Origin of the sequence: Alkalihalobacillus trypoxylicola, from assembly GCF_001590785.1 — a bacterium.
Taxonomy (GTDB): domain Bacteria; phylum Bacillota; class Bacilli; order Bacillales; family Bacillaceae_D; genus Alkalihalobacillus; species Alkalihalobacillus trypoxylicola.
The window spans coordinates 126196-152236 of the sequence record NZ_LTAO01000038.1; the positions used below are offsets into that span (position 1 = coordinate 126196).

General features: G+C 35.6%; 24 protein-coding genes. 17 read left to right on the plus strand and 7 right to left on the minus strand.

From position 1 onward, the window contains the following. Nucleotides 1-2: 2 nt before the first annotated feature. Entirely contained in the window at nt 3-725 is a 723-nt protein-coding gene (locus AZF04_RS18935; RefSeq protein WP_061950119.1) for a pseudouridine synthase, read from the plus strand. 126 nt (nt 726-851) lie between these two features. Here the strand turns inward: AZF04_RS18935 and AZF04_RS18940 are convergent, their stop codons facing one another. After that, nucleotides 852-1070 carry a DeoR family transcriptional regulator gene (locus tag AZF04_RS18940; protein WP_144202909.1) on the minus strand — a complete coding sequence of 73 codons (219 nt, stop codon included), beginning with the start codon at nt 1068-1070 and terminating at the stop codon, nt 852-854. Nucleotides 1071-1397: 327 nt separating this feature from the next. Then, the gene (gene cysK / locus AZF04_RS18945; RefSeq protein ID WP_061950120.1) at nt 1398-2345 is read right to left on the minus strand and encodes a cysteine synthase A; all 948 of its coding nucleotides are present in this window, start codon (nt 2343-2345) and stop codon (nt 1398-1400) included. Nucleotides 2346-2853: 508 nt separating this feature from the next. On the opposite strand from cysK, the gene AZF04_RS18950 reads away from it, so the two are divergent. Together AZF04_RS18950 and AZF04_RS18955 are read left to right on the plus strand one after the other, a co-directional pair. Further along, nucleotides 2854-3780, plus strand: coding sequence for an NERD domain-containing protein (locus AZF04_RS18950; RefSeq protein WP_061950121.1), 927 nt, complete (start codon nt 2854-2856; stop codon nt 3778-3780). Between the two features lie 276 nt (nt 3781-4056). Then, complete coding sequence (locus AZF04_RS18955) at nt 4057-4383, plus strand: type II toxin-antitoxin system HicB family antitoxin (protein WP_061950122.1); 327 nt, start codon at nt 4057-4059, stop codon at nt 4381-4383. Nucleotides 4384-4794: 411 nt separating this feature from the next. On the opposite strand, the gene purU is transcribed toward AZF04_RS18955, so the two are convergent. Next, on the minus strand, nt 4795-5667 hold the full coding sequence (gene purU, locus AZF04_RS18960) for a formyltetrahydrofolate deformylase (RefSeq protein WP_061950123.1): 873 nt from the start codon (nt 5665-5667) through the stop codon (nt 4795-4797). Between the two features lie 217 nt (nt 5668-5884). Between purU and pulA the strand changes: the two genes are divergently transcribed. Together pulA and AZF04_RS18970 are read left to right on the plus strand one after the other, a co-directional pair. Further along, nucleotides 5885-8002: a type I pullulanase gene (pulA, locus tag AZF04_RS18965; RefSeq protein WP_061950124.1), complete on the plus strand. Its 2118-nt coding sequence runs from the start codon at nt 5885-5887 to the stop codon at nt 8000-8002. Nucleotides 8003-8145: 143 nt separating this feature from the next. Next, on the plus strand, nt 8146-8937 hold the full coding sequence (locus AZF04_RS18970; protein WP_412459226.1) for a phosphotransferase: 792 nt from the start codon (nt 8146-8148) through the stop codon (nt 8935-8937). Between the two features lie 534 nt (nt 8938-9471). On the opposite strand, the gene AZF04_RS18975 is transcribed toward AZF04_RS18970, so the two are convergent. Continuing rightward, nucleotides 9472-9732: a YtzH-like family protein gene (locus AZF04_RS18975; protein ID WP_061950126.1), complete on the minus strand. Its 261-nt coding sequence runs from the start codon at nt 9730-9732 to the stop codon at nt 9472-9474. Nucleotides 9733-9878: 146 nt separating this feature from the next. Here AZF04_RS18975 and trmB point away from each other — a divergent pair, with 146 nt between their 5' ends. After that, nucleotides 9879-10544, plus strand: coding sequence for a tRNA (guanosine(46)-N7)-methyltransferase TrmB (gene trmB / locus AZF04_RS18980; protein WP_061950127.1), 666 nt, complete (start codon nt 9879-9881; stop codon nt 10542-10544). A 21-nt stretch (nt 10545-10565) separates the two neighbouring features. On the opposite strand, the gene AZF04_RS18985 is transcribed toward trmB, so the two are convergent. Continuing rightward, on the minus strand, nt 10566-10880 hold the full coding sequence (locus AZF04_RS18985; protein ID WP_061950128.1) for a PepSY domain-containing protein: 315 nt from the start codon (nt 10878-10880) through the stop codon (nt 10566-10568). A gap of 208 nt (nt 10881-11088) precedes the next feature. On the opposite strand from AZF04_RS18985, the gene AZF04_RS18990 reads away from it, so the two are divergent. Both AZF04_RS18990 and AZF04_RS18995 read left to right on the plus strand, forming a co-directional pair. After that, on the plus strand, nt 11089-12159 hold the full coding sequence (locus AZF04_RS18990; protein WP_061950129.1) for a M42 family metallopeptidase: 1071 nt from the start codon (nt 11089-11091) through the stop codon (nt 12157-12159). A gap of 24 nt (nt 12160-12183) precedes the next feature. Next, complete coding sequence (locus AZF04_RS18995) at nt 12184-12699, plus strand: DUF84 family protein (protein WP_321175620.1); 516 nt, start codon at nt 12184-12186, stop codon at nt 12697-12699. 105 nt (nt 12700-12804) lie between these two features. Here the strand turns inward: AZF04_RS18995 and AZF04_RS19000 are convergent, their stop codons facing one another. Beyond that, the gene (locus tag AZF04_RS19000; protein ID WP_061950130.1) at nt 12805-13251 is read right to left on the minus strand and encodes a YtoQ family protein; all 447 of its coding nucleotides are present in this window, start codon (nt 13249-13251) and stop codon (nt 12805-12807) included. A gap of 266 nt (nt 13252-13517) precedes the next feature. Between AZF04_RS19000 and AZF04_RS19005 the strand changes: the two genes are divergently transcribed. From AZF04_RS19005 to AZF04_RS19040, 8 genes are all read left to right on the plus strand, one after another. Further along, on the plus strand, nt 13518-14549 hold the full coding sequence (locus AZF04_RS19005) for a PTS transporter subunit IIC (protein ID WP_061950131.1): 1032 nt from the start codon (nt 13518-13520) through the stop codon (nt 14547-14549). A gap of 14 nt (nt 14550-14563) precedes the next feature. Then, the gene (locus tag AZF04_RS19010) at nt 14564-14890 is read left to right on the plus strand and encodes a thioredoxin family protein (protein WP_061950132.1); all 327 of its coding nucleotides are present in this window, start codon (nt 14564-14566) and stop codon (nt 14888-14890) included. Nucleotides 14891-15169: 279 nt separating this feature from the next. Next, nucleotides 15170-15985, plus strand: a complete 816-nt coding sequence (locus AZF04_RS19015; protein WP_061950133.1) for a DUF1444 domain-containing protein — start codon at nt 15170-15172, stop codon at nt 15983-15985. A gap of 59 nt (nt 15986-16044) precedes the next feature. Continuing rightward, nucleotides 16045-16653 carry a YtpR family tRNA-binding protein gene (ytpR, locus tag AZF04_RS19020; RefSeq protein WP_061950134.1) on the plus strand — a complete coding sequence of 203 codons (609 nt, stop codon included), beginning with the start codon at nt 16045-16047 and terminating at the stop codon, nt 16651-16653. Between the two features lie 155 nt (nt 16654-16808). Then, nucleotides 16809-19364, plus strand: a complete 2556-nt coding sequence (locus AZF04_RS19025; RefSeq protein WP_061950135.1) for a DNA translocase FtsK — start codon at nt 16809-16811, stop codon at nt 19362-19364. A gap of 385 nt (nt 19365-19749) precedes the next feature. Continuing rightward, nucleotides 19750-21045, plus strand: a complete 1296-nt coding sequence (gene murC / locus AZF04_RS19030; protein ID WP_061950136.1) for a UDP-N-acetylmuramate--L-alanine ligase — start codon at nt 19750-19752, stop codon at nt 21043-21045. A 269-nt stretch (nt 21046-21314) separates the two neighbouring features. Continuing rightward, nucleotides 21315-21749, plus strand: a complete 435-nt coding sequence (locus AZF04_RS19035) for a DUF948 domain-containing protein (protein WP_045481001.1) — start codon at nt 21315-21317, stop codon at nt 21747-21749. A gap of 13 nt (nt 21750-21762) precedes the next feature. After that, the gene (locus AZF04_RS19040) at nt 21763-22212 is read left to right on the plus strand and encodes a YtxH domain-containing protein (RefSeq protein WP_061950137.1); all 450 of its coding nucleotides are present in this window, start codon (nt 21763-21765) and stop codon (nt 22210-22212) included. A 73-nt stretch (nt 22213-22285) separates the two neighbouring features. Here AZF04_RS19040 and AZF04_RS19045 read toward each other — a convergent pair whose 3' ends face one another. Next, nucleotides 22286-24445 carry a cell division protein FtsA gene (locus tag AZF04_RS19045; RefSeq protein ID WP_061950138.1) on the minus strand — a complete coding sequence of 720 codons (2160 nt, stop codon included), beginning with the start codon at nt 24443-24445 and terminating at the stop codon, nt 22286-22288. A gap of 371 nt (nt 24446-24816) precedes the next feature. On the opposite strand from AZF04_RS19045, the gene AZF04_RS19050 reads away from it, so the two are divergent. After that, a complete protein-coding gene (locus tag AZF04_RS19050; RefSeq protein ID WP_061950139.1) occupies nt 24817-25905 on the plus strand; it encodes a bifunctional 3-deoxy-7-phosphoheptulonate synthase/chorismate mutase in 1089 nt (362 codons plus the stop codon). Nucleotides 25906-26041: the final 136 nt, after the last annotated feature.

The following is a 26041-nucleotide window of genomic DNA, read 5'->3' on the forward strand; positions in this document are numbered from 1 at the left end:
TTTTGAGACTAGATAAATTATTGGCGAACATGGGTTATGGTTCTAGAAAGGAAGTAAAACAGCTATTAAAAAGTAAAATCGTTACTTTAAATGACCAAGTTGTTAAAGATGGTTCATTAAAGCTCGATCCTGTAGTCGACCAAGTAAGAATAAACGGCAAGCTACTACAATATAAAAAAAATATCTATATCATGATGAATAAACCTAAAGGTGTTATATGTGCTACTGAGGATGAAAAGCATCGAACGGTGTTAGATCTATTAAATGACGAGGAGAGAATATTTCAACCTTTTCCAGTAGGTCGTTTAGATAAGGATACAGAGGGTTTATTGTTACTGACAAATGATGGGGCATTTTCTCACTCTTTAATGTCACCTAAAAAGCATGTGGATAAATGCTATCAGGCTAAAATTAAGGGGGAAGTTACTGAGAGAGATGTGCAAATATTTGCAAATGGAGTAACTTTAGAAGACGGATATAAGACAAAGCCAGCCCATTTAACGGTCATCGAATCAGGTCCTGAGTCTTTTATTGAATTAACCATTACAGAAGGAAAATATCATCAAGTGAAAAGAATGTTTCAAGCTGTTGGAAAGTATGTGCTGCAATTAAAACGAGTAAAAATTAGTGTTATGCATTTAGATAAAGCCTTAAAAGCTGGTGAATATCGAGAGTTAACGAATGATGAGTTAAAATCATTGAACGAACGCCAAACACAGAACTAATAAAAGAAGCCAATCGACCTGTTAATGAAAGGTGGTTGATTGGCTTCATCATTTTTATTTATTTAGTAGAGGGAAGAAAATAAGCCCAGTAATCAAATTATTCACTGGGTTTAAGAAAAAATATAGTTATGAAATACGTATCTTCTTTTTAGTGACGCTCCATTTCCCTCTTGCAGGACTCTCAACAAGCTTATTATATTCTAGAACGTTCAAATCTCGTTGGATCGTCCGTTGTGTAATCCCGAACTCTTCAACTAATTCATTCGTCGTGACGGTCCCCCTTTGTTTAATATAGAGGTAGATGGACTTAATACGAGTCAGCATACGATCAGTTGAAGTATTCAAACAATCACTCCTTCTTTCAAAATTAAGTCTAAGTATTACAAAATGTGTATGTAGCAAAGTGCTACTTCATGCAAACTTCTGACTAATTGACCGGAAATTAGTGACAGGGGATCTTTAATTACATAATAGCTTAAATGAAGATTAAAAGCAAAGCACCCTAGCGTTTCATAAAATGAAGCATTCGAAATCGCTTTGATTTATTTATCCCCGTAAAATATATAGTACACCATTTTCTTAAAAAAGACAAAAATCTTGACAAGTTCTTTAACAAAGAAATAAGTAAATGGAATACCTTCTTTAGTCTAAACAGTTACAATTAAAGGATTTTTATCGTTTTTCGCTATGCTCAAAGTCAAATAAATCAGTCGACAAATACCGTTCTCCAGTATCGCATGCTATAGCAATGACAACTGTATCTGATGGTAAATCTTTTGCTACATTTAACGCAGCGAAACAGGCAGCGCCTGATGAAGGACCAACAAGAATTCCTTCTTTCTTTGCCAGCTGTCTACTCGTTTCATACGCATCATGATCCTCTATTTTGACAATATGGTCGTAAACCTCTTGATTTAAAATAGGAGGAATAAATCCAGGACTAGTGCCAACTAATTTATGTGGTCCTGGTTTTCCACCAGATAATACAGGAGAGCCTGCCGGTTCGACCACGTGAATTTGACAGTTCGGATAGTAACTTTTTAAAACCTCACCTGTACCTGTAATCGTTCCGCCAGTTCCAGAGGCAGCAACAAATGCGGTTAACGGCTTACCAATGGTTTCCATAGCTGATTTTATTTCAAGTGCTGTTGTTTTTCTATGAGCATTTGGATTAGCATCGTTCTCAAATTGCATCGGTAAAAAGCTGTTTTCTATTTGCTTATGCAATTCATGTGCCTTATTAATAGCACCAGGCATTTTTTTGCTTCCATCCGTTAGGACCACTTCAGCTCCATAAGCTTTGAGAATATTAATTCTTTCCTGTGACATTGTGTCAGGCATAACAATGATAGCTTTGTAGCCTCTAGCCGCTGCATTCATAGCTAGTCCAATCCCTGTATTCCCTGAGGTTGGTTCGATAATCGTGTAACCTGGCTTTAACAGACCCTTTTCCTCAGCTTCTATAATCATATAAAAGGCAGCACGGTCTTTTACGCTACCACTAGGGTTTTGCATTTCCATTTTTAAATACACATCAGCACCTGAAGCTTTCGGTAACCTATTCAATTTTACAAGTGGGGTATCGCCAATAAGTTCAGCAATATTACCTACAACTTTCATCTTTTTCACTTCCTTCTAGTCAATGTCATTATTGTAGCATAAGAAGGAAATAGATATCAAAAGGCCTTCTAGGAGGAGTTTTAACGAATAAAGTACTAAGTAAATTTTAGAATAAGTGCCGATATAAGAGAGAATGATTGATGTGTCTCGTACTTAATAGGCCATTTTTTAATAAATGAGTGAATTTCATCATTGCTCTATAAGTGAATGAAACCGACCATTCATTATGAAAATGTCTTGACTGTTATCGAATTCACTTGTTGATTGTAACGGTAGGTAGGGACTCCCAAAGGATAAGCGCCGTTTCACTCTGGCGAAGCTCTGCGTAGTCAGAGTTAGCTGAGAACAAGCCCTTGGGAAAGCATCTACCTAAAGTGAAAATCAAAAAACTAAATGGTTCGGTTTTCATTATAAGATAGGAATGATGAAATGGATTGAATTAGCTATTCTAGTAATGAAACGACGTTCATATATAGTTTGATAGATTGTTTAGGAGGAGGAAGGCTATTTGGCACACTTAGTTAAGTTGTCCGATTATGTTTCAAGATACGCTCTTGACTTGAATCATTATCCAAGTCAATTTACTCGATTTAAAAAGGAACGCTGGTATTACTTAAAAAAACAATGGGAACAAACACAGGGAATATCCATAGATGATGATGATTTTTTTGAAGAAGAAACAAATGCGCTTACTATTTGGCAAACTTTAAAAAATAAAATAATGAAACGTATAGTAAAAGCGGATGACCTCTACGAATTAGAAAGCGACGAAAGAACACAAAAGACATTAGCGGATTTAAGAAATGAATTTTTACAAACCATTTTTGAATCACAAGTAATGTGGGCGAGCTCATCCTTAGGAGAAAAATCTAATTTAGATGAGCATTATCTAAAAAATGAGTGGTTATATTTTTTTTGTGTAACAGTTCCAGAAAATTACTTTTTGTTCTTTGAACCTATTGTTTATATTAAAAATGCTGAATTACAATTGGACATTGTTCTTATAAGCCCCTCAGAGGTATTATGTATCACGGTATTGCCTGGCCAAGAGTTAAGTGTATTTGAAGCAAGCTCTGAACGGTTTTGGATCGAATATATTAATAAAAAAAGAGAGAAAAGATTAAGCCCATTACTATCACTAACTAGAATGGAAAAGGTGATACGACAAATTTGTTTGGAGGAAGGGAAAACGAATGTTCCAATTCGAAAAATGGTTCTCTCTCCAAATAGTTTAATTGATAATAAAATTCAAGGAACAAAAGTTGAATTCATTGATAAGAGAAATTTTTCAACATGGAAAGAAAAATTAACGAAGCAGCCATCTCCTGTAAAGCATGACCAATTAAAATTAACAGAATTACTTTTATCTTATTGTCAAACCAAATTAGCAGGAGAGGAGGACTTAGAAGAAGAACAAGAATTTCAGCAAGATTGAAAAGGGATTCATCTTGAAAAGCCTCTCATAAGTCGTTATAATAAGCTAAGTTAAAAGGAATTTAAAACTCCTTATTTTATGAAAATACATAATGTAAGGAGTATTTTTAATCGACTTTAACCATGATTCGGCATGTTAAGTGCGAGCAACAAACCTATTATTAGTTACTTTTGTTACTGTGATAAAGAGAATGCTTAGCTTAGCATAGAGGTGAGGAATTCAAATAGGTGCCTCTATTTTATAAAGATGATTTTGAAAGTGTTTAGGAGGTCCTGCATGTTCGATAATTCAAAACCGATTGAAGTGTACCAGCCTGATTTTTTCTCTTGGACAGTAAGACGTGTCCCTAACTGGTGTGGGGAGACAGAAATAATGTTTGAGATTAATGAATTGGATGGCTGTGTTAGCTTTGGTGATAATGTGAAAGAGGCAAAGCAAGGTTTACAAGAGGCCTTACATTTATGGATTAAAAAAAATGGAGCGCATTTATTACCAGAAGTAAATGATGGCTGTCACTTGGTGTACTTAGAGCCAAACATGAGCCAAGATGAAGTGGCGTATATTAATTCTGAGCTTCAAAGTTTACATGAGGTTTCCTCATAAAGGTATTGAATTAGATTTTTATTATGAAAAAGGTGAAATGGAGTCGACTCCATTTCACCTTTTTCTCATTAAAGAGTTAAGCTATCTATAGATTTACATGGATAGATCATCAGAATCTTAATCCTTCATTAAAGAGTGCGAAGCTTGGAGAGAAGTGTGTGAGTTCTTCTACTGTAATAAAACAAAAACATATGTTTTGAAAGTTTGTAAATTCAATCGATGATGGTAACGGTAGGTAGTGACTCCCAAAGGAAGAGCGCCGTTTGAAGATCCACTCTGGCGAAGAGCCCTGCGTAGTCGGAGTTAGCTGAGTACAAGTCCTTGGGAAAGCATTTACCTAAAGTGGAAATCAAAAATCGTTCCGTTTTCACTATAAGATATGAATGATGAATTGGATTCACCTGTGTTTGATTAAGAAAAAATGACGGTTTTATTTTGATGAACAATAATCTGGTCACTAGTATGCCATTGTACGGCTCTTGATAAAGCAATTCTTTCTATATGTCTACCCGCAATACGTAAATCCGATGAAGTATATTTATGATTAACCCTAAGGACATCCTGTTCAATAATCGGTCCTTCGTCTAAATCATTCGTAACATAATGGGCTGTTGCACCTATTAACTTAACACCTCTTTCAAATGCCTTTGCATATGGATTGGCTCCAATAAATGCTGGTAAAAATGAATGGTGAATATTGATAATCTGATAAGGAAATGTTTGAACAAACAGAGGGGACAGGATTTGCATATAACGAGCTAATACAATAAAATCTATTTGATTTTGTTTCAAAAGATCGATAGCCTCTTGCTCAGCCTCTATTTTAGTTTGTTTCGTAACCGGAATATGGTAAAATGGGATACCATAAGCCTCAACCGATTTTTGATGATCAGAATGATTACTAATCACTAATGGAATATCTACATATAACTCCCCAGATTTCCATTTCCATAATAATTCCATTAAACAATGATCTTCCTTTGACACAAAAATAGCCATTCTTTTCTTTTGGTGAGCTAAGGTCATACTCCATTCTAAATTTAAAGGGCTTGCGATTTCTTGAAAAGCTTTTTTTAATGCCAGAAAACTGGTTTTCTCTAAATTTATATCAAATTCAATTCTCATAAAAAACATTCCCCCTTCAGGGTCTGTCGAGTATTGATCCGATTGAACGATGTTTCCGTCATATTGGAACAAAAAAGTAGAAACGGCGGATACAATTCCGGCCCGGTCTTGACAGGAAACAAGTAATCGTGCGCGATTTTTAGGCATATCTGTTAACATAATCTTCCTCCAATTCCTTCAGTGTCATTTATATGAATTGTAACGAATAATTCTCAGACTTTCTCCATTTTAATGGAATAAAGTGAATTTGCAAAGTCTTAATTTTAGAAGCTAATACTCATTCGCTTTCATATGATGATATATCATCATAATCTTTTAAAGATTCGATAATGGTCATTCATTACACGTTTTTTCTTAGGTAAGGAGGCTTATTAAAATGTCTATTACGAAAAAGCTCAAGAAAGCAAAACTGATTGATTTTAAAAAAATATTACTTACCTTCCATCAGGATAAGATTTCATTCAATAGCGTTCGTTTAACAAATGGAGCTCGAAAGAAATTTGTGATCAATATTCAAAATGCTGCTTCTAATGAACTGTTGCTTGAGTTAGAGGAAGAATATCTTTTGGGAGATGATTATTATGTTTCCGTTGATGAAGAGCAGGTAGTGGTCGATATAGATAGAGATTTAGTAAGAAGTGCCAGGTTTGACGAGCTTTATTATTATTCAGGTGACGATTTGGGCATTGATTATTCTAATCAGCTCACCAAGGTAGCGATTTGGTCACCATTAGCTACAAAGGGTAGAATTTTGCTTTCTGAAAGGTGGAATCTAGAGCCAACTTCAATAATCCCCTTAATTAGAACGGAAAGAGGTGTATGGAGGCAAAGGTTAGAAGGAGATTATGATAAGGTTTTTTACCAATTTGAATTTTTTATCCATTCAAAATGGGTAAAGGTAAATGATCCTTATGCGAAGTTAATGACCGTTAATGGTAAAAAGGGTATGATTGGAAACCCTGCAAAAGTGAATCCGAAAACATGGCCAGTAGCTTGCCAACCTTCATCTATGAATGAGGTCATCATTTATGAATTGCACATACGAGATTTTACAATTGGACGAAATAACGGGATTAAGGCAAAAGGTCAATATTTAGGTTTTAGTGAAAAAGGAACCCATTCAGTAAATGGCTATGTTACTGGTATTGATTATTTGAAAAAATTACAAGTAAGCCATATAGAGATATTACCTCTTCATGATTTTGGTAGTGTTGACGAAACGAATTGGAAAGAGCAATACAATTGGGGATATGATCCGATTTATTTTTTTGCTCTAGAAGGGAGCTATAGTAGTAATCCTTATGATAGCTATCAACGAGTAAAAGAACTGAAGGAGATGATTGCCCAATTACACGAACAGAATATGAAGGTTATTCTAGATGTCGTTTTTAATCACGTTTACATTCGCGAGCAATCGGATCTAGAAAAAATAGTGCCTGGCTATTATTTCAGAGCTCATTCTAACGGACAAATAAGTAATGGAACAGGGGTAGGAAATGATTTAGCAACAGAACGATTAATGGTTAGAAAATTAGTAATTGATTGTGTCAAGTACTGGCTAAAAGAGTTTGATGTAGATGGCTTTCGTTTTGACCTTATGGGAATTATTGATTTAGACACCATGCATCAAGTTGTTGCAACCTGTCAGGAAATAAAAAAGGATGTCGTTTTATTAGGAGAAGGCTGGGACTTACCAACTGCTTATCCAACGAGTAAGAGAACGACCTTGCATTCTGCCAAAATAATAACATCTATTGGTTTTTTTGATGATCAATTTCGAGATTTAATAAAAGGAAGCACCTTTCAATTTAAAGAGCAGGGCTTTGTTCATGGAATTAATATAGAAATGGAGAAATTAAAGGATGGAATTAGTGGAAGCCCGTCTTTATTTTCTCAACCTTCTCAGGCTATTCATTATATTGAAGCGCACGATAACCATACACTATGGGATAAGTTAACTTTAAGTACTCCATCAAATGATGATATTAGATACAAGCAGCATCGTTTAGCTACAGCTATAATTTTATTAGCACAGGGTATCCCATTTCTACATGGAGGACAGGAATTTTTTCGAACTAAATATGGAGATGCCAATTCATATAATTCAGGAGATTTAGTCAATCAATTTGATTGGGAAAGAAGAGAAACCTATCAAGATAATGTTGATTTTATAAGTGGGATTATTTCGATCAGAAAGCATCATCAAGCCTTTCACCTATCTTCCTATCAGTTGATTACAAAACATTTAAGATGGCTGGAATGTGGAAATGGTTGTGTTGCCTATATATTAGAAGGAGTCCATGAATTTGGGCCGTGGAATGATATTATGGTTATTCATAACGCAAAGGATAAGGTGGAGAAGTTAGCGATTAATTTTGGAAATTGGCAGGTTCTCGTTGACGAGTTAACTGCATCTCTGATACCATTATATACATTAAAAGAAGAAGAGATCATTGTACAGCCTATCTCTACAATGGTCTGTATCCGAGCATAAGGAAATTTGGGCAGAGCATAAGCTATAGCTCTGCTCCGTTGTGTCTATTACGTAGAAATTCTCTATTTTAGAATATATTTCTAAAATGACGATATATAAGATATGGTAAAATAGAGTGAGTCAGAAAGAAGATGAAAATGAGGGTGAATTGGTTGGAAATGTTCTTAGGTGACGGCTGGAAAGTAAAACCGGCTGGTGGGATAACTGGAGAAGCGTATATAGCCCAGCAAGGTGACCAAAAGGTTTTTTTGAAGCGCAATTCATCGCCTTTTTTAGCGGTTCTTTCTGCTGAAGGAATCGTACCAAAGCTTCTTTGGACTAAACGCTTAGAAAACGGGGATGTTGTTACAGCACAGCGCTGGGTAGAAGGAAGAGAATTGAAGTCAAAAGAAATGAATCAAATTAGAGTTGCTAAATTGATGTCAAAAATTCATGGATCCTATGAATTATTAGATATGTTTAAACGAATTGGAAATGAACCTCTTACTCCTAAAGTGATTCTTGAGAATTTACGACTTCAGCTTCAATTGTTTAATATTGATGATGACCCTATAAAAAAAGGGATGGACTTTCTAGATGAAAGACTAGATGATATTAAATCAGACCATTATGCAGTATGTCATGCTGATATTAATCATAACAATTGGATTTTAACAGAGGAAGAACAATTATTCTTAATTGATTGGGACGGAGCCATTGTTGCTGATCCAGCCTTAGATTTAGGCTTAATTCTATATTCATACATAGAAAAAGAAAATTGGTCCAGTTGGTTAGAGCAATATGGTCTTGAACTTGGTGATTCCTTACAGGAACGAATGCATTGGTACGTGGTATCACAAACGATAGCGTCCGTTATTTGGCATGTAGGACGTAAAGAATTTACACAAGCAAATCAGTTAAAAAATGATTTATTAGATTTGGTTTATCATTTTTAAAATTGAAATGAGTATTATTGAATGCAATCATCAAGAACGAACCATAAACCCTCCTTACTGTGAAAAAGGAGGGTTTTTTTGAACCATAAGATTTCCTATGAAAGACGTACGCAGCGAACAACCAGGCACCCAACATGTGAGCGAATAATCTTTCATGAGTATGGTTCCATTCCCTTTTTTTATTCTCAATGTATATGAGTCAATTTCATCATTGCTTTATAAACGAATAAAACCGAACGTTTCTTATATAATATGTTTTAAACGTTTTTAATTTACTTCTTGATTGAAACGGTAGGTAGTGACTCCCAAAGGAAAAGCGCAGTCTGAAGATCCACTCTGACGAAGCTCTGCGTAGTCAGAGTTAGCAGAAGACAAGCCCTTGGGAAAGCATCTACCTAAAGTGAAAATCAAAAACCAAATCGTTCGGTTTTCATTATAAGATATGTATGATGAAATTGATTCAAATATTATAAATAGTAATCAACAGCTTGAAAAACGTGTAGAATACTGTCATTTCCGGGGAAATATTTGTTATTAAGAGAATGATTCTTCTTCAATGAATTCGATCCAGCTCTGTATTTGTTGATTAGTAAAGGATTCTGTTTGATTGAATTGTTGTTCATACATATCTTGAAGGAGTAGCTTTGCGTGCTCATTTAAAAGAGGTTCATTACTTAATGTCGATAATAATCGTTCTAATTGTTGTTTTTCATCGTTGGTTAAAAACTGTTCCTCTAATTGGTGGTGTAACAAATCCATTAGTAGACCCATTTTATGTTGTATCGTTAAAGACATCTAAAAACTCCTTTAACTATGTTTTTTTTTAGATTGTCCTTATTCTAATTTTAGTATGCGCACAAGATTTAATTGAAACAATCTATACAAATAGATATTTAAAAGCTATAATACATGTTTGAATGATAAAAAATGAGGTGATGATGATGCGTTTGCGTCATAAACCGTGGGCGAGAGAAGAAATGGAGCGTAATTCTCATATCGTTATAAGTGAGCCGGAAAATTGGTTAGGAAAGTGGCAACAATTATTCGGGAATGACCATCCAATTTTTGTAGAGGTTGGAACAGGTAAAGGTCAATTTTTAACGGGCATGGGCAAGGTGCACCCTAATATTAATTTCATCGGTATAGAAAAATATGAAAGTGTATTAGTAACGGCTATGGAAAGAGTGAGAGAAGCTGAAATTGAAAATGTCAAATTTATAAATGGTGATGTAGAGGATTTACTTAGCTTTTTTGAAGAAAATGAACTATCTCGCTTGTTTATCAATTTTACAGATCCTTGGCCAAAAAATCGTCATGAGAAAAGAAGATTAACCTTCCATGATTTCTTAGAAAGATATGAGAAGGTATTAAAAAGTGATGGAGAAATACATTTCAAAACGGATAATCAAGGATTGTTTGAATATTCGTTACACAGCTTTTCTAAATACGGTATGACATTAAATCAAATTAGTCTTGATCTCCACAATAGTGACATAGAAGGAAATATTATGACTGAGTATGAAGAAAAATTTAAAGCTAAAAATATGAGAATTTACCGTTGTGAGGCGGTTTTCCAAAACGATAAAAAAGGGACAGACAAGCTATAAGCTTGTTCGTCCCTTTTTCTATTATTCGTTTGCTTTAGACATTTCAATAATGGTGCCCGTTTTGCTATCGACTACAAAATCGAACTGTTCTATTCCTTTTTCCGTTTTGGTCGTCAATCCTCCAATATATACTTGATAACTTAATTGATTCTGATTAAGAATTTCTGGCTTCATATGTATCCAAGAACCTGTGATTTGATGATGCTTACTTGCTTCTCTTTTTACATTTTTTAAAGCTTTTTCGGGTGAAACATTTGTGTAGTTTAAAGATTCTTTTAAAGCATAACCAACGACAATACCCAGTCCAAATCCTGCAATAAAACGTTTTATACTCATAAGAAAACCTTCCTTTCATTTTGAACAGTTTCTTAAGACATAATGGTACGATTCCAATAAATATATTGCTTTTGCTTTCTTAATTATACCTAAAAAATAAGCGCCTAACAATTATTGAGGATAGGATGAGTGGTAAAAATTGATTTTTTCAGATAAGATAATAACGATTGAACATTTAACAGCATGTATTCTTGAAAGGAGCTAAACAATGAATCAAGAAACGAAACATTTATTTAAAACATTAACAGAATTGCAAGGTGCCCCAGGATTTGAGCATCAAGTGAGACAGTTTGTTAAAGGAGAGCTTTCGAAATATACTGACGAAGTCGTCCAAGACAAATTAGGAAGTATTTTTGGAGTGAAAAGAGGAGATGAATCTGGTCCAACGGTTATGGTAGCAGGACATATGGATGAAGTTGGATTTATGGTGACATCCATTAATGAGAAAGGATTAATTCAGTTCCAAACTTTAGGAGGCTGGTGGAGTCAGGTTCTGCTTGCTCAAAGAGTTCAAATTATGACCGATTCAGGACCTGTTATTGGAGTAATTGGCTCCGTTCCTCCTCATCTGCTAGAAGAAGCGCAACGCTCAAAGCCAATGCCTATTAAAAATATGTATATTGATATAGGTGCGGATGATAAAGAAGATGCTGTAAAGATAGGGATTAAACCTGGCCAACAAATTGTACCGATTTGTCCATTTACCCCAATGGCAAACGACAAAAAGATATTGGCTAAAGCTTGGGATAATCGTTATGGAGTAGGACTTGCCATTGAGCTTTTAAAAGAGCTAAAAGGTGAATCACTTCCAAACATTTTATATTCTGGAGCTACAGTTCAAGAAGAGGTTGGTTTAAGAGGTGCCCAAACGGCAGCCAATATGATTAAGCCAGATATTTTCTATGCTCTAGACGCTAGTCCAGCAAATGATGCGACTGGTGGAAAGGATGCTTTTGGTCATTTAGGTAAAGGGGCGTTATTACGTATCTATGATCGTACAATGATTACTCATCAAGGTATGAAGGATTTTGTTTTAGACACTGCAGAATCTCATAATATTCCTTATCAATATTTCATTTCTAATGGGGGAACAGATGCGGGTAGAGTTCATATGAGCGGAGATGGAGTTCCTTCTGCAGTCATTGGAATTTGCTCTCGTTATATTCATACAGCTTCGTCTATCATTCATGTGGATGATTATGCAGCAGCAAAAGAGCTATTAGTAAAATTAGTGAAGACGACTGACAATACGATGCTTAATTCTATTCTAAAAAGATAAGTAATAGAGGTGCTAACATTGAAGGTGGCAATAGGAACAAAAAACCCAGCAAAGGTACATGCTATTCAAGAACTATTTATAAAAGATAAGGTCATCATTGAGAGTGTAGAGGTAGAATCAGGAGTAAGTGCCCAGCCATTTAGTGATGAGGAAACCGCAGAAGGTGCTGTTAATCGAGCAAAAGCAGCGCTTCATCAGACAAAAGCTCAGCTAGCTTTTGGACTTGAAGGTGGAGTGACAGAGACGGATGGCGGACTTATGTTATGTAATTGGGGAGCATTAGTAACTGAGGATGAGCAGGTTTGGCTAGCAAGTGGTGCAAAAATAGCTTTACCCTTTGACTTAGCAGAACAGCTTAGAAGAGGCTTAGAGCTAGGTGAAGTGATGGGCGACTATGCAAATGATATAGACGTATCAAAAAAAGAAGGTGCAATAGGGATTTTAACGGGAGGACGTATTTCTAGAAAGAAAATGTTCTTACATATTGCCGAATTACTTTATGGTCAATATTTGTTTCAGCATTCACAATGGAAGCATTAAAAAAGCCGAAAAGGGTTTGTCCCTTTCGGCTTTTTTAGTGATTTGAACATCTCATAATAGGATGAAATCAAGTTGGTATCCCGACCACTTCATTAACATTTGACTTTAATTTTCTTCAAAAACATATGATAATGCCTGCAGAGCTTGTTTGGGTGTTTCGACGACAATCTGCGCTTTGTTGGAAAGTTCTTTTAAGGCATGATGAAGTGATTCTGGTCGAATTAATATCAAAGGCTTTCCCAGAGAGATAGCAGCAGAAGCATCCATCGCTGTATTCCATTGTTTATACTGCTCGCCAAATAAAGCAATGACGACATCTGCTTTATTTAACCATATTTGAGTTCGTAAATTGTTAATGCTAGAAGCAGCTTCATCTTTAAAAATCGCATTAGGCTGACTTCCTAAAATTTCCTCACCAATATGATCAGAGCGCTCATGATTTTCCATTGGACCTTTAAATAATAATGGGAGCTCTAATTCTTTTGCTTGGTTCTTGATTTCTTCTCGCCAATCAGAATGTATCTCACCTGCTAAATAAACCATTAGTTTCATCACTTAATCCCTCCTCTTATAATCCTTCATTTGAAATTATAAAGGAAAAAGAAGAGATAAGCGAATGGAACGAATGGATCTAGAAAAACCTAGTGCTAGAAGGATATGGACACAAACCACTATAAGTAGGACTCTTAAACAATAAAAGATCGGTTTCATGAACTTTTTCTTCATTTAAAGGAAGAAATCGATTATATTGGAGAGTGATAGAAAAGAGAGAAAACCTGTTAACATCTATGGGGACATTAGCAGAAGGGGGATGCGCTGTGAGAGGATTTTTAAAGAAAAAGGGAGTTCATCTATCGGCAAAAACTTATTTTATAGAAGCAATGAGTTATATGGCACTAGGATTATTTGCTTCTTTAATTATCGGTTTAATTATGAAAACGTTAGGAGAACAATTCAACCATTTCTTTGGAGATTTAAGAATATTTGAATTTTTAATAGAGGTTGGAACCTTATCAATGAGCTTAATGGGAGCTGCAATTGGTGTAGCGGTAGCTTATAGCTTAAAGGCACCAAGGCTCGTACTATTTTCAGCTGTTGTTACTGGAACCGCAGGTGCTGTATTAGGGGGCCCTGCTGGAAGTTTCGTAGCAGCTCTTATTTCAACAGAGGTTGGCAAATTGATTTCAGGTGAAACGAAGCTAGACATTGTAATGACTCCTTTAATCACGATTATTTCCGGGTTTCTAATGGCGAGTTTTGTCGGACCTTGGATTCAAAAAGGCATGCAGTATTTAGGACAATTTATTATTTGGGCTACCGAGCAACAGCCTTTTTTAATGAGTATCATTGTGGCAACTCTGATGGGTCTTGTCTTAACAGCACCCATTTCAAGTGCAGCCTTGGCTATTATGCTTGAACTTGAAGGTTTAGCTGCTGGAGCAGCAACCGTAGGCTGTGCCGCGCAAATGGTCGGCTTTGCGGTAAGTAGTTATCGAGAGAATCGTTTTTCAGGTCTAATTTCTTTAGGGTTAGGAACTTCTATGCTTCAAATGCCGAATATAATAAAAAACCCTTTTATATGGATTCCTCCAACAGTTGCTGGAGCCATTATTGCTCCTATAGCTGTTTTAGGTTTTGGACTAATAAGTAATGCTGCTGGAGCCGGAATGGGAACAAGTGGATTGGTCGGTCCGATTATGGTGTTTTCAGAAATGGGTATGACTTTAGAGGTTTTATTTATGGTGATAGTCGTTTTATTTGTTGCACCTGCACTAATAAGTCTGATACTATCAGAATGGCTAAGAAAAATAGGGAAAATTAATAGTAATGATATGAAAATTAATTCATGATGGAGGTATTTTAAATGGAAAAAGTACAGAGTGTAGAGCAGTTCAAGGAAATAGCCGAAAAGGAAACAGCGGTCTTCTTATTTTCCGCTGATTGGTGCCCAGATTGTCGAGTTATAGAGCCCTTTTTACCTCGTATCGAGGCAGATTTCCCAGGATTTTCGTTTTATTATGTAGACCGTGATCAATTGATTGATGTTTGCGTAGAGCTTGATATCTTCGGAATTCCAAGCTTTTTAGTATACTCAGGTGGAGAAGAAGTCGATCGTTTTGTTAGTAAGGATAGAAAAACTCAAGAGGAAATTGAGGCCTTTTTAACTTCTGCAGAAGCAAAGAGTATTTAAGTATGTCACACAATTCTAGCGCTATCTTTTATGGTTCATAATGGATAAAAGTGGAATATAGGATTGAACGAGCATTTTCTAATAGATGAAGATTAGTGGGTAAGGTCATTTCTTAAATGATTTTACTCGCTATTTTTTTAGAAAAAGTATGCCGAAATTTGACTAGATTCTGTGCCTACTCTATGGTTTAACAGTGAGTTTATTCTAGAAGAGTGTAAATTGGAGTTGCCTTAGTAATCATGTTAAACTAAATAAAGATTAAAAGGGAGTGACCATAGCATGGAAATGAGAGAGTTTCGGAAGAAAATAGAGTCGAAGCTATCAAGTGATGAGCGCAATATTCACTATAATTTTAAAGAATCTACTTTAAGGATTGAAGATAAACAATCAAAAAAGGGTGTGACACTCTCACTTAAACCATTGTTAGCAAAATGGGAAAGAGGAGAATTTGATTCTATTGATGAAGTTGTAAGATATGTGGTTGTTGGATTAAATAGTATGAATCAGAAGGTTGATTTAATTGGAAATGAGAAAAGGATATTTCCAGTTATAAGAGCTACTTCTTTTCCAACGGAAACTAAGGAAGGAAAATCTTTAATATATGAGGAGCATACAGCCGAAACACGGATTTTTTATGCGCTTGATTTTGAGGATTCATATACATTGATTGATGAGGAGGCATTAGCTGAAACGAGCTTATCAGCAGATGAAGTGAAAGAAATAGCTTTATTTAATATTCGTTCTTTGAAACAGCCAATGAAAGAAGATATAGTGGCAGGAAATACCTTCTATTTTTTGAGAGCGAAGGATGGATATGATGCCAGCCGTATTTTAGATCAATCATTGTTGGAGAAGATGAATAAAAAGGTAAGTGGAAAGCTTGCTTTAACGATCCCTCATCAAGACGTTCTTATTTTTGCGGATATAAAAAATGATACGGGGTATGATGTCTTAGCTCAAATGGCTCTGCAATTTTTTGGTGAGGGACGAATACCGATTACAGCATTGCCGTTTTTGTATGAAGAAGGGGAATTAGAGCCAACTTTTATATTAGCGCAAAAGAAACCTAAAAAACCATCTCCTCCAAAGGAGTAATATGTTACAATAATGATGTCCTTCTTACAGTATAGGAATAATGAAAAGGAGTTAAGCGAATGAATGTTTTTTATAATCAAGAAGGGGTAGGAGACACACTTCTTCTTTACATAAAGGATACAAGTTTTGAAAATCGAGCTTTTGAGAAAAATGGAGATATTGTTAGAATTTTTGATAAAAAAACGAAAGAAACGGTCGGTTATAATATTTTTTCGGCAAGCTCTTATGGTCCATTTACCGGTAACGGTGCACTTGAACTTGATGAGCCTATCAGAGCGACAATTGTAAATGCTTTTGAAAAGAACAATCAAGAGCTTGAAGGGTTTTCCTTTGAAGAACAAAATCTATTTGTTGTAGGTTTTGTCGAGGAAAAAGAAAAACACCCAAATGCGGATAAATTAAGCGTGTGCCAAGTGAATATCGGTTCAAGCACTCTTCAAATTGTTTGTGGAGCGCCGAATGTTGACAGCGGACAAAGAGTGGTAGTAGCTTGTGTGGGCGCAGTGATGCCAAGTGGACTAAAGATTAAAGAAGCGAAACTTCGTGGAGTGGATTCATCTGGAATGATTTGCTCAGCAAGCGAGCTAGGACTACCAAATGCTCCTCAGGAAAAAGGTATTCTTGTTTTAGATGAAAATTATATCGTTGGTTCACCATTTAAAGCATAAGCTACTTCTATATAGAAGTATAAAATAGGAAAAGAATCATTAAAAGTAGAAGACATTGGAACTGAGCGACAATTAAGAACCACTAGATAGCTAGTGGTTTTTTCTACTCAATTCCAGATTTCTTGGCCAAAGATATTAGAAAGTGAGTGAATGATATGGCTAAATTCCAAGATTGGCTAAAAAAACTACAAGATTATTTTTTTGGACAGTCAGACTCTAGTGTAAATAAACAAACAAATGATCTCCATTATCGTTCAACTCTTACAAAGCCTAAGGAATTACCTCCACATTCAACGGATCGCTCTATAACATCAAAAGTCACCTATCAATATTCGAAACCCGCAAAGTTTCGTTTTCCAGTGATGGATGATTCTCGGCCTGCTAGCCAGAAAAAAAGAGATGGAAGAGTAAAACAAGAAGAAAAGTGGGCGGTTAAGCATCAATCTACTAAGGTGAAAGCTAATGAAGATCAAAGTAAACAACAAGAACAGAAAAACACAAAAGTAGTCTATGAAATGAATAAAAATGAGCAGAGGGTTCGAAATAAAAGAAATCGTGTACCTTCAGCTAATCAGAAGGAAAAGTTTAATAATCCACATTTTAAGCTAACCCAAATTCCTTCTCCGGTTCATGGATTTCAGAAACCGGTTGTTTCAAAAGAGCAAAAATTGACTTCTTCCGAACATTTATCTAATGAGGATACTGACCGTAACCTTCCAGGCGATTTGGAAAAGCCGGCTTTCCAAAGAAGAAATGAACCACAAATGAATCGAGAGCAGCTTAATGGTGAGGAGATTAATGAAATAAACAGAGAGACGCTCGATGATTTTTCTTTAGAGGATAGCCTAGAAAATCTTAAAACAACTGAAATGGATAATTCGGAAAAAACGTTTCAGGAATTTGAAAATGAAAATGAAAAAACGCTCCCATCATTTGAGTGGAATCAACATGAGTTGGGCATTGAAGAGAAGGAAGATTCATTGCATTTGGTTAATGAAGATGAAATGAATCTGAAGCAAGAGTCAGTCCTTGAAGAAGAGAAAGAGGAATCGCTGACACTTTCTCCCAAGCAACAAAGCATGGAAACAGAATCAGCTGAACATGCTGAAGCTCATTCCAATTCTGAACCAAAAGTAGCTGCGGGAGTTCAGAGCAGAGAGAAAACTTCCGAAACTCATACTAAAAGGCCTATTCCATTTAATGTGATGATGCTTCCTCAGGATCGAAAAAAAGTAATGAACCAAAAATCAAAAGAAGCTAAAGTTCAGCAAGTAAGCCAAACTGCTGTTAAAGAGACGAATCATAAGCCAGCTATTCAGCTCTTACATAATCCAGTGGTGGCAGAGGAGCAGGATACCGATTGGATGAATGAGCAGGCTGAGATTTTAGAAGAAACGCTTTTAAGCTTCAATGTAGATGCAAAAGTGGTTCATATGACAAAAGGCCCATCTGTTACACGATTTGAAATACAACCGGCACGAGGAGTTAAAGTAACAAAGGTAACAAGCTTAACTGATGACATTAAGCTTGCTCTTGCAGCGAAGGATATTCGAATCGAGGCCCCGATTCCAGGGAAAAATACAATTGGAATTGAGGTACCTAATCGTAATTCAAAGCCAGTTTTCTTAAGGGAAATTTTAAGAAGAGGCGAATTTATCCATGCATCATCTCCTTTAACCGTTGCACTAGGGTTAGATATTTCAGGTCAACCAATTGTTACCGATTTAAAGAAAATGCCTCATGGATTAGTCGCTGGTGCAACAGGATCAGGAAAGAGTGTATGTATAAATTCTATGTTAATCAGTACGATCTATAAAGCTAGTCCAGATGAAGTGAAGCTACTGCTTATAGATCCTAAAATGGTTGAATTAGCTCCATACAATGGTTTAGCTCACCTTGTAACACCTGTGATAACAGACGCTAAACAAGCGACGGTTGCATTAAAATGGGTTGTTTCTGAAATGGAAAGACGTTACGAACTATTTAGTGAAAAGGGTGTTCGTGATATTGGTCGTTATAATGATATATACTCAGAAGGAAAAAGTAAGCCGGCTATGCCTTATATATTAGTGGTGATAGATGAGCTGGCAGATCTTATGATGGTATCTCCTCAGGAGGTAGAAGATGCTATTTGCCGAATTGCACAAAAAGCAAGAGCCTGTGGAATTCACTTGCTATTAGCTACACAAAGACCTTCGGTTGATGTCATCACAGGCTTAATTAAAGCAAATATTCCAACGAGAATAGCGTTCTCTGTTTCTTCACAAACGGACTCAAGAACGATTTTAGACATGGCAGGCGCTGAAAGACTTTTAGGTAAAGGTGACATGCTATTTCAGGAAAATGGAACTCCTAAACCGATTCGTGTACAAGGTACTTTTGTATCAGATGAAGAAATAGAAGATGTATTGGCATTCTCAAAAAAACAACGAAAACCAGAATATCTTCTTGAAATCGGTCAATTAGAAAAAGAACAGCAGCAATTTGAACATGAAGATGAATTATTTGAAGAGGTATGCTATTTTGTTATTGAACAAGGCTCAGCATCTGCTTCTAGTATTCAAAGAAGGTATAGAGTCGGTTATAATCGAGCCGCACGATTAATTGATATGCTAGAATCAAAGGGAATCATTTCGGAAGCGATGGGGAGTAAACCTCGTCATGTCCTCATTGATGAATCGCAGCTAGAAGGAATTTTTGATATGAGCTAGAAGGTATTTTCTTTGTTCTGCTGCTTTTAAAGGCTGGATATTGAATGCTTTTTACCACTGCTTTAACTAGTTTAGCGATGAGCACAAAAATGGAATCTTATGTATATAATGAGGTAATATCTAAGAGGTGTCTTTACTGAGTTAAAGTGTATATAAACTAAAAATTGAAAACAAAAGCTTTATGACGCCAATCATACGATTAAAAATAGCCTTTCTACGGCATAATGTTAGAAAGCATATCATTCATTTATAAAATTCTCTTTAAAACAGGTCTTGAGAATGAGATAGATTTTGATATAATAAACCGACGGCTTACATAGGGCTACCAATTAGTACTTTATTGATTGGACAATTTTGAAATGATTAGAATTTTGGAGGTCCAACTATGAATACCTATCATTTTATTGGAATAAAAGGATCTGGAATGAGTGCATTAGCACAGATTTTAGATGATATGAATGAACAAGTACAAGGATCTGATGTTGAAAAACGTTTTTTTACTCAGATTCCACTTGAAAAAAAAGGAATCCCGCTTTTAACTTTTGACCCGAATAATATTAATAATAATCAAACTGTTATAGCTTCTGCTGCCTATGGAGAGGAGCACCCCGAAATACAACAGGCAAAAAAGTTAGATATTGAAGTACATCCATATCCAAAATTTTTAGGTGAATTTATTCAAAGATTCACGAGTATTGCTGTAACAGGCTCACATGGAAAAACTTCAACAACAGGCTTGCTGTCGCATGTATTAGGCTCTGCTTTTCCTACCTCCTATTTAATTGGTGATGGTACTGGAAAAGGAGAAGAGGATTCTACTTACTTTGCATTTGAAGCGTGTGAATACCGCAGACATTTTTTAAATTATCAACCAGATTATTGTATTATGACCAATGTTGACTTTGATCATCCAGATTATTTTAAAGATGTGGATGATGTTTTTTCTGCATTCCAAGAAATGGCTATGCAAGTGAATAAAGCGATTGTGGCATGTGGCGATGATGAGCATTTACAAGGAATTCATGCAAATGTACCGGTTGTTTATTATGGATTTAATCCGGATAACGATTTTCAAGCACGAAATTTAGAAAGAACAAACGAAGGTATTAGTTTCGACGTTTATGTTAGAAACAGTTTGTACGGTACTTTTTTGACACCTGGTTTTGGTGACCATAATGTATTAAATGCATTAGCTGTATTGGCCTTATGTCATTACGAGAACATTCCGGCTGAAACAGTAGCACAGCATTTAAAGACATTTGAAGGTGTAAAAAGAAGATTTAGTGAGAAAAAATTCGATACACAAGTGTTAATTGATGACTATGCCCATCATCCAACTGAAATTGCAGCTACCATAAAAGCAGCAAAAAATAAATATCCAGATAAAAATATTGTCGCTATTTTTCAGCCACATACATTTACGAGAACGAAAACGTTCTTAAATGAGTTTGCTGAGTCATTATCTCATGCTCATTATGTTTATCTATGTGATATATTCGGTTCAGCTAGAGAGGATCAGGGACAGCTTACAATTGATGATTTAAAAAGCAGAATTCCTGGTTCGAAAACCTTGGTCGAAAGCGATGTTCATGAATTAAGTCATTACAAAGATAGTATTTTATTATTTATGGGTGCTGGTGATATACAAAAGTATCAGCAGGCTTATGAAAAAGGTGTATAATGCAAGTCCAAAAAGGTCGCTAAAATAAGCGGCCTTTTTATTTTGGTGTGAGCGTAATAGGACATTATTTTATAGGTGTTAAGAATGTCAAAATAGGATATATTAAGGAAATCACTGTATGTTTTTAAAGGGTGTCGGTTGTTTCTTCTCTTTTTTTCACGTAATATGGTACCTATGCAGGATTTTCTCAATCAAAAGAGAATAGTTCTTATTGAGAGTTTATTTTTAATTAAAAAGGGAATGACAATAACTAAAGGGGAGGTGGAGACTTGGATGTACTACTATACATAAGTGCCCTAATAGTTGCCGTTGCTTTTGCTATTTTGGTCATTTATCTCGTTCGCACATTAAAGTCAGCAAATAAAACACTTACACATGTTGCCAGTACGATGGAAAGCTTAGAGAAGCAAATTAATGGGATAACAAAAGAAACTGAACAATTGCTTCATCGAACAAATGCTCTAGCAGATGATATACAAAAAAAATCAGAATCTTTGAATCCTGTTTTCTCTTCCGTAAAAGATTTAGGTCAGTCATTTCAGCAGGTGAATCAATCGATTCAACATGTCTCTAACACGATTACTGCTAAAACGAATCAGCAATCTGAGCAAATAGCTCAAGTTGTTCAATGGGGTCAAGTTGCACTCGATTTTTATGAGAAATTAAAGGCAAGGAAAAAAGCAGAAAACTCGGAAATTAATTAAGGAGGAAATAATCATGGCAGAAATGAACACAAAAGATTTTCTTATAGGTACATTAATCGGAGGTATTGTAGGAGCGTCCACAGCACTTTTACTAGCCCCTAAATCAGGTAAAGAATTAAGACATGATATATCTGAGCAGGCCCAAGCTGCAAAGGAAAAAACAGAACAGTTAACAGCAACAGCATATGAGAAAGGAAATAACTTCGCTCATTATGCAAAAGAGAAATCTAATAATATTGCTAAGACCGTTTCTGAACAGTCTTCTCAAGTGGTAGATAAAGTAAAAGAGGTTGCTTCTAATGTAAAAGGTCAAGCACAGAGTGTTAAGGAGGATGCATCTGATTTAGCTTCTGAATTAACAAATGAAGTGGACCAAGCAAAGGAAGAAATCTCTAATACCGTTAAAAAAGAAGTGGATGATATCCATTCAAAAATATCAGAAGAAGTAGAAAGCCGTAATTAATAATAGAAACAATAAAAAGCCCCGTTAGAAAGGATAATATCCATTCTAATGGGGCTTTCTATATATTGATTAGCTAGCTTTCCTGATGGATGAGTAGTTCTATTTTGTCACCATCGATAATCGAATCCGCATATCCCGTAGAGGCTCCATTTTTGGTGAGTTCAATATGGGCTCTACCTCCAGTAGGAATATTGATTTCTTGAACAGCGAATACATCCTGTAGGATAAAGGATGTTTCTTCACTTTTGCTTACTGAAATGTGATCTCCTTCAGTAAGCAGGCTTGATAATGATAGGGGTTGTCCATTTTTCTCGAAACGATATATGTTCTTTTTTAATGTAATTAATTCGTCATTAAAAAATATTTGAATACTCTTTTCTATTGAAAGCTCTAGCTGTTGCACAAAGTCTGCTAAAGTACAAGTAGGCTTGTTTTTTAAAGTTTGAAACTGAAGGTGTTCGTGCTTTTGAATATGGTCGTCTAGAAAGGCTTGCTTTTCATTCTTGACGATGATTTGATCAGAGTGAAAAAGCTTTATATCTTTATTTTGATATTGAACCGAAATAGGTTCATAGTATTTGCTATTAATTTGAAGTGATTGTAAAACATCTTGAATACTTTTTGGGTATAAAACGTCAATCACATCACGATCCATTACTGTATGTTGTTTGGAAGCTTTTACTCCGTTTTGAGTAAAGCTGGCTGATATTTCGATTTTTTCGTCATTGATGATAAGTGGTAAATTTGGCTCGTCTCCATATAAATCGTAAATGGTAACAGACGCTTGTTTACCATCTTTACCTTGCTTCACCACAATCTCATCATTTGCATAAATCCTTGCATCAAGTGTTGTGGCTTCGCCATTCTTTAACAATGTTGGGGCTTCTCCTAATTCGCCAGGAACAGAAATTAATTTTCCAGAGATCGTTACCATAATCGCAAGACCTGGCTTCCCGTATAATTTGCCCATTTCAATGCCTCGTGCTAATAAGGCATCACCAACAGTTAAGTTTTTTATATCAAACAAACGCACTTTTTGTTCATTAACGGTTATAGACATATATTCAATTGGATTCTCTTTAGCAGCAATAGCAATTCCTACTGGAGTCACTAAATCAGGTCCAACTGGAAGTACCTCAGATTTTTCTAGCTTTTGAATGGCGTCTGCGCCTCTTATCGCTACTCTGTTTTCAGGGAGCTTTAATATTTGGGCTAGATGCTTCGTTAATTCAGGAGTTAAGCTTCCGCCACCAACAAGCATAACAGCCTGAGGTGGTTTTCCGTTAAGGATAATAATTTCATGAGCTATTTTTTTTGCCAGTTGAACAATTTGTTCACGAATGGGTGCGATCATCTCTTCTTTTGTATGTGAAGCTTCAAAGCCTAAGATATCTAAAAATGTGATTTGCTCATTTCCATGTATTTCTCGCTTTACTCTCTCGGCTTCAGGGAAGTCCAATAAAAAATGGTCGCTAATCGCTTCTGTTATTTCATCACCGGCGATAGGAACCATTCCATAGGCAACTACCGTATTTTCAGCTGTTAAAGCAATATCAGATGTACCAGCCCCAATATCTACTAATGCCACATTTAACCTTCTCATTGAAGGAGGGATTAATACATTAATGGCTGCGATAGGCTCTAAAGTTAGTGCTTCTAACTCTAAATCAGCTCGATTAAGAGCTGCTAATAATGATTCTACAACAACTTTAGGTAAAAAAGTTGCAATGACCTCTACCGTCGCTTTTTCACCATTTTGGTCAATCAGGCTTCCGATGATATCAGAGTCTAGCTGATAATTAAGGACGGAATAGCCTACACAAAAGTAATGAAGAGAGGATTGAGATTCATCATTTTGAGCGAGCTCAAATTGCGCTTGCTGAACCGCACTTAATTCTAGGTGTAAAACATCATCATGAGTTAAAACCGGCTTTCCAGTAATAGTCGTTTCATAAGCGGCTCTTTTTGTTTTTAAAGAACGCCCGGCCGCTGCAACACAAACTTTCTTTAAAGGACCATGTTTTAATTCTAGAGAATTTTTCACTTTATTAATCACATGAGCTACAGAAGGAACATCATGAATTTGTCCATCCAACATGGAGCGTTCCTCATGTTCCACAATTTCCATATCTAATAGCTCGAATTTTTCTCCTTTTGGTTTTAAAAGAAGACCGACAACTGATCGTGTTCCTATATCAAGTGCAAACAATGTATTTTCGTTTGATAAATCCATGAAAGCTATTCACCTTCTATCTATAAATTGCTTCTTACAATTATAATGTAAAAAATCGTTACTTAGTCTAGCTTCTATTTTACTAGAAGATAATCAAATAAGTAAGTACTAACTAATAAATTAAACGTTGCTATATTCGTTTTCACTACCTTCTTCATTATAAAGGAGTTATTATTATGAGAAGGTGAATACTAAAGAAAATAATCATCTGCAAGATATCTTTAAAAAAAGGCAGAAAAAGTCTGTTATAATAGCCGTAAATACTTTATTACTTAAAAGCGTTTAATTAATAAAGAAAAAAATAGTGACAATGAGTACTAAATCATTTATAATTACCGTAATTAACAAGAAGTAAAGAGGAGTGGAGAGAAATGAGTAATGATAAAATAGAAGTTTTAAGAACGGAATTAGATGAGGTCAATATCAAGCTCCTTGAATTGATTAACAAACGTGCAGAGGTTGTGCAAGAAATAGGCAAAATTAAAGGCAAACAAGGTGTAAATCGATTCGACCCCGTTCGTGAGAGAAGTATGCTTGATCATATCGCCGAACATAATGAAGGTCCTTTCGAGACTTCAACTCTTCAACATATTTTCAAACAAATTTTTAAAGCAAGTTTAGAGCTTCAAGAAGAAGATAATAGTAAAGCTCTTCTTGTTTCAAGAAAAAAACACCCTGAAAATACAATTGTAGATGTAAAAGGGGAAAAAATTGGGGCTGGCACTCAAAATTTAGTAATGGGTCCTTGTGCAGTTGAAAGCTATGAACAAGTTTATACTGTGGCAAAAGCAATGAAAGAAAGAGGGCTGCGTTTACTAAGAGGTGGAGCATTCAAGCCACGTACTTCTCCATATGACTTTCAGGGACTTGGCCTAGAAGGCTTAAAAATTTTAAAGCGTGTAGCGGATGAATTAGATATGGCCGTTATTAGTGAGATTGTCAACCCTGCAGATGTAGAGCTTGCGGTGGAATACATTGATGTTATCCAAATTGGTGCTCGTAATATGCAAAACTTTGAGCTGCTTAAAGCAGCAGGCTCTGTTAAAAAGCCAGTTTTACTTAAGAGAGGATTAGCAGCGACTATTGAAGAATTTATTCATGCTGCTGAGTATATTATCTCAAAAGGAAATGACCAAATTATGTTATGTGAACGAGGTATTCGTACGTACGAAAAAGCTACTCGCAACACATTAGATATTTCGGCTGTTCCGATTTTAAAACAAGAAACTCATCTTCCTGTTTTAGTTGACGTGACTCACTCAACAGGACGAAGAGATTTATTACTTCCAACAGCAAAAGCAGCGCTTGCTATTGGAGCAGATGCGGTAATGGCTGAGGTACATCCTGATCCAGCGGTTGCTTTATCAGATTCTGCACAGCAAATGAATATTGAGCAATTTAATTCATTTATTGATGAATTACAAAGCTCAGGGTTATACAAGGGAAAGGTAATGAAATAAATTTAATGCGTGTGAAAAATCTCGTTAGATAATCATACAGTTTCATGGTTAGGATTTAAGGTTAGCTCTTATTATAATAATAAGGGCTATCTTCTTTCTTTTTAACTTTTGAAAGGGAATGAATGTAAAAAAATGG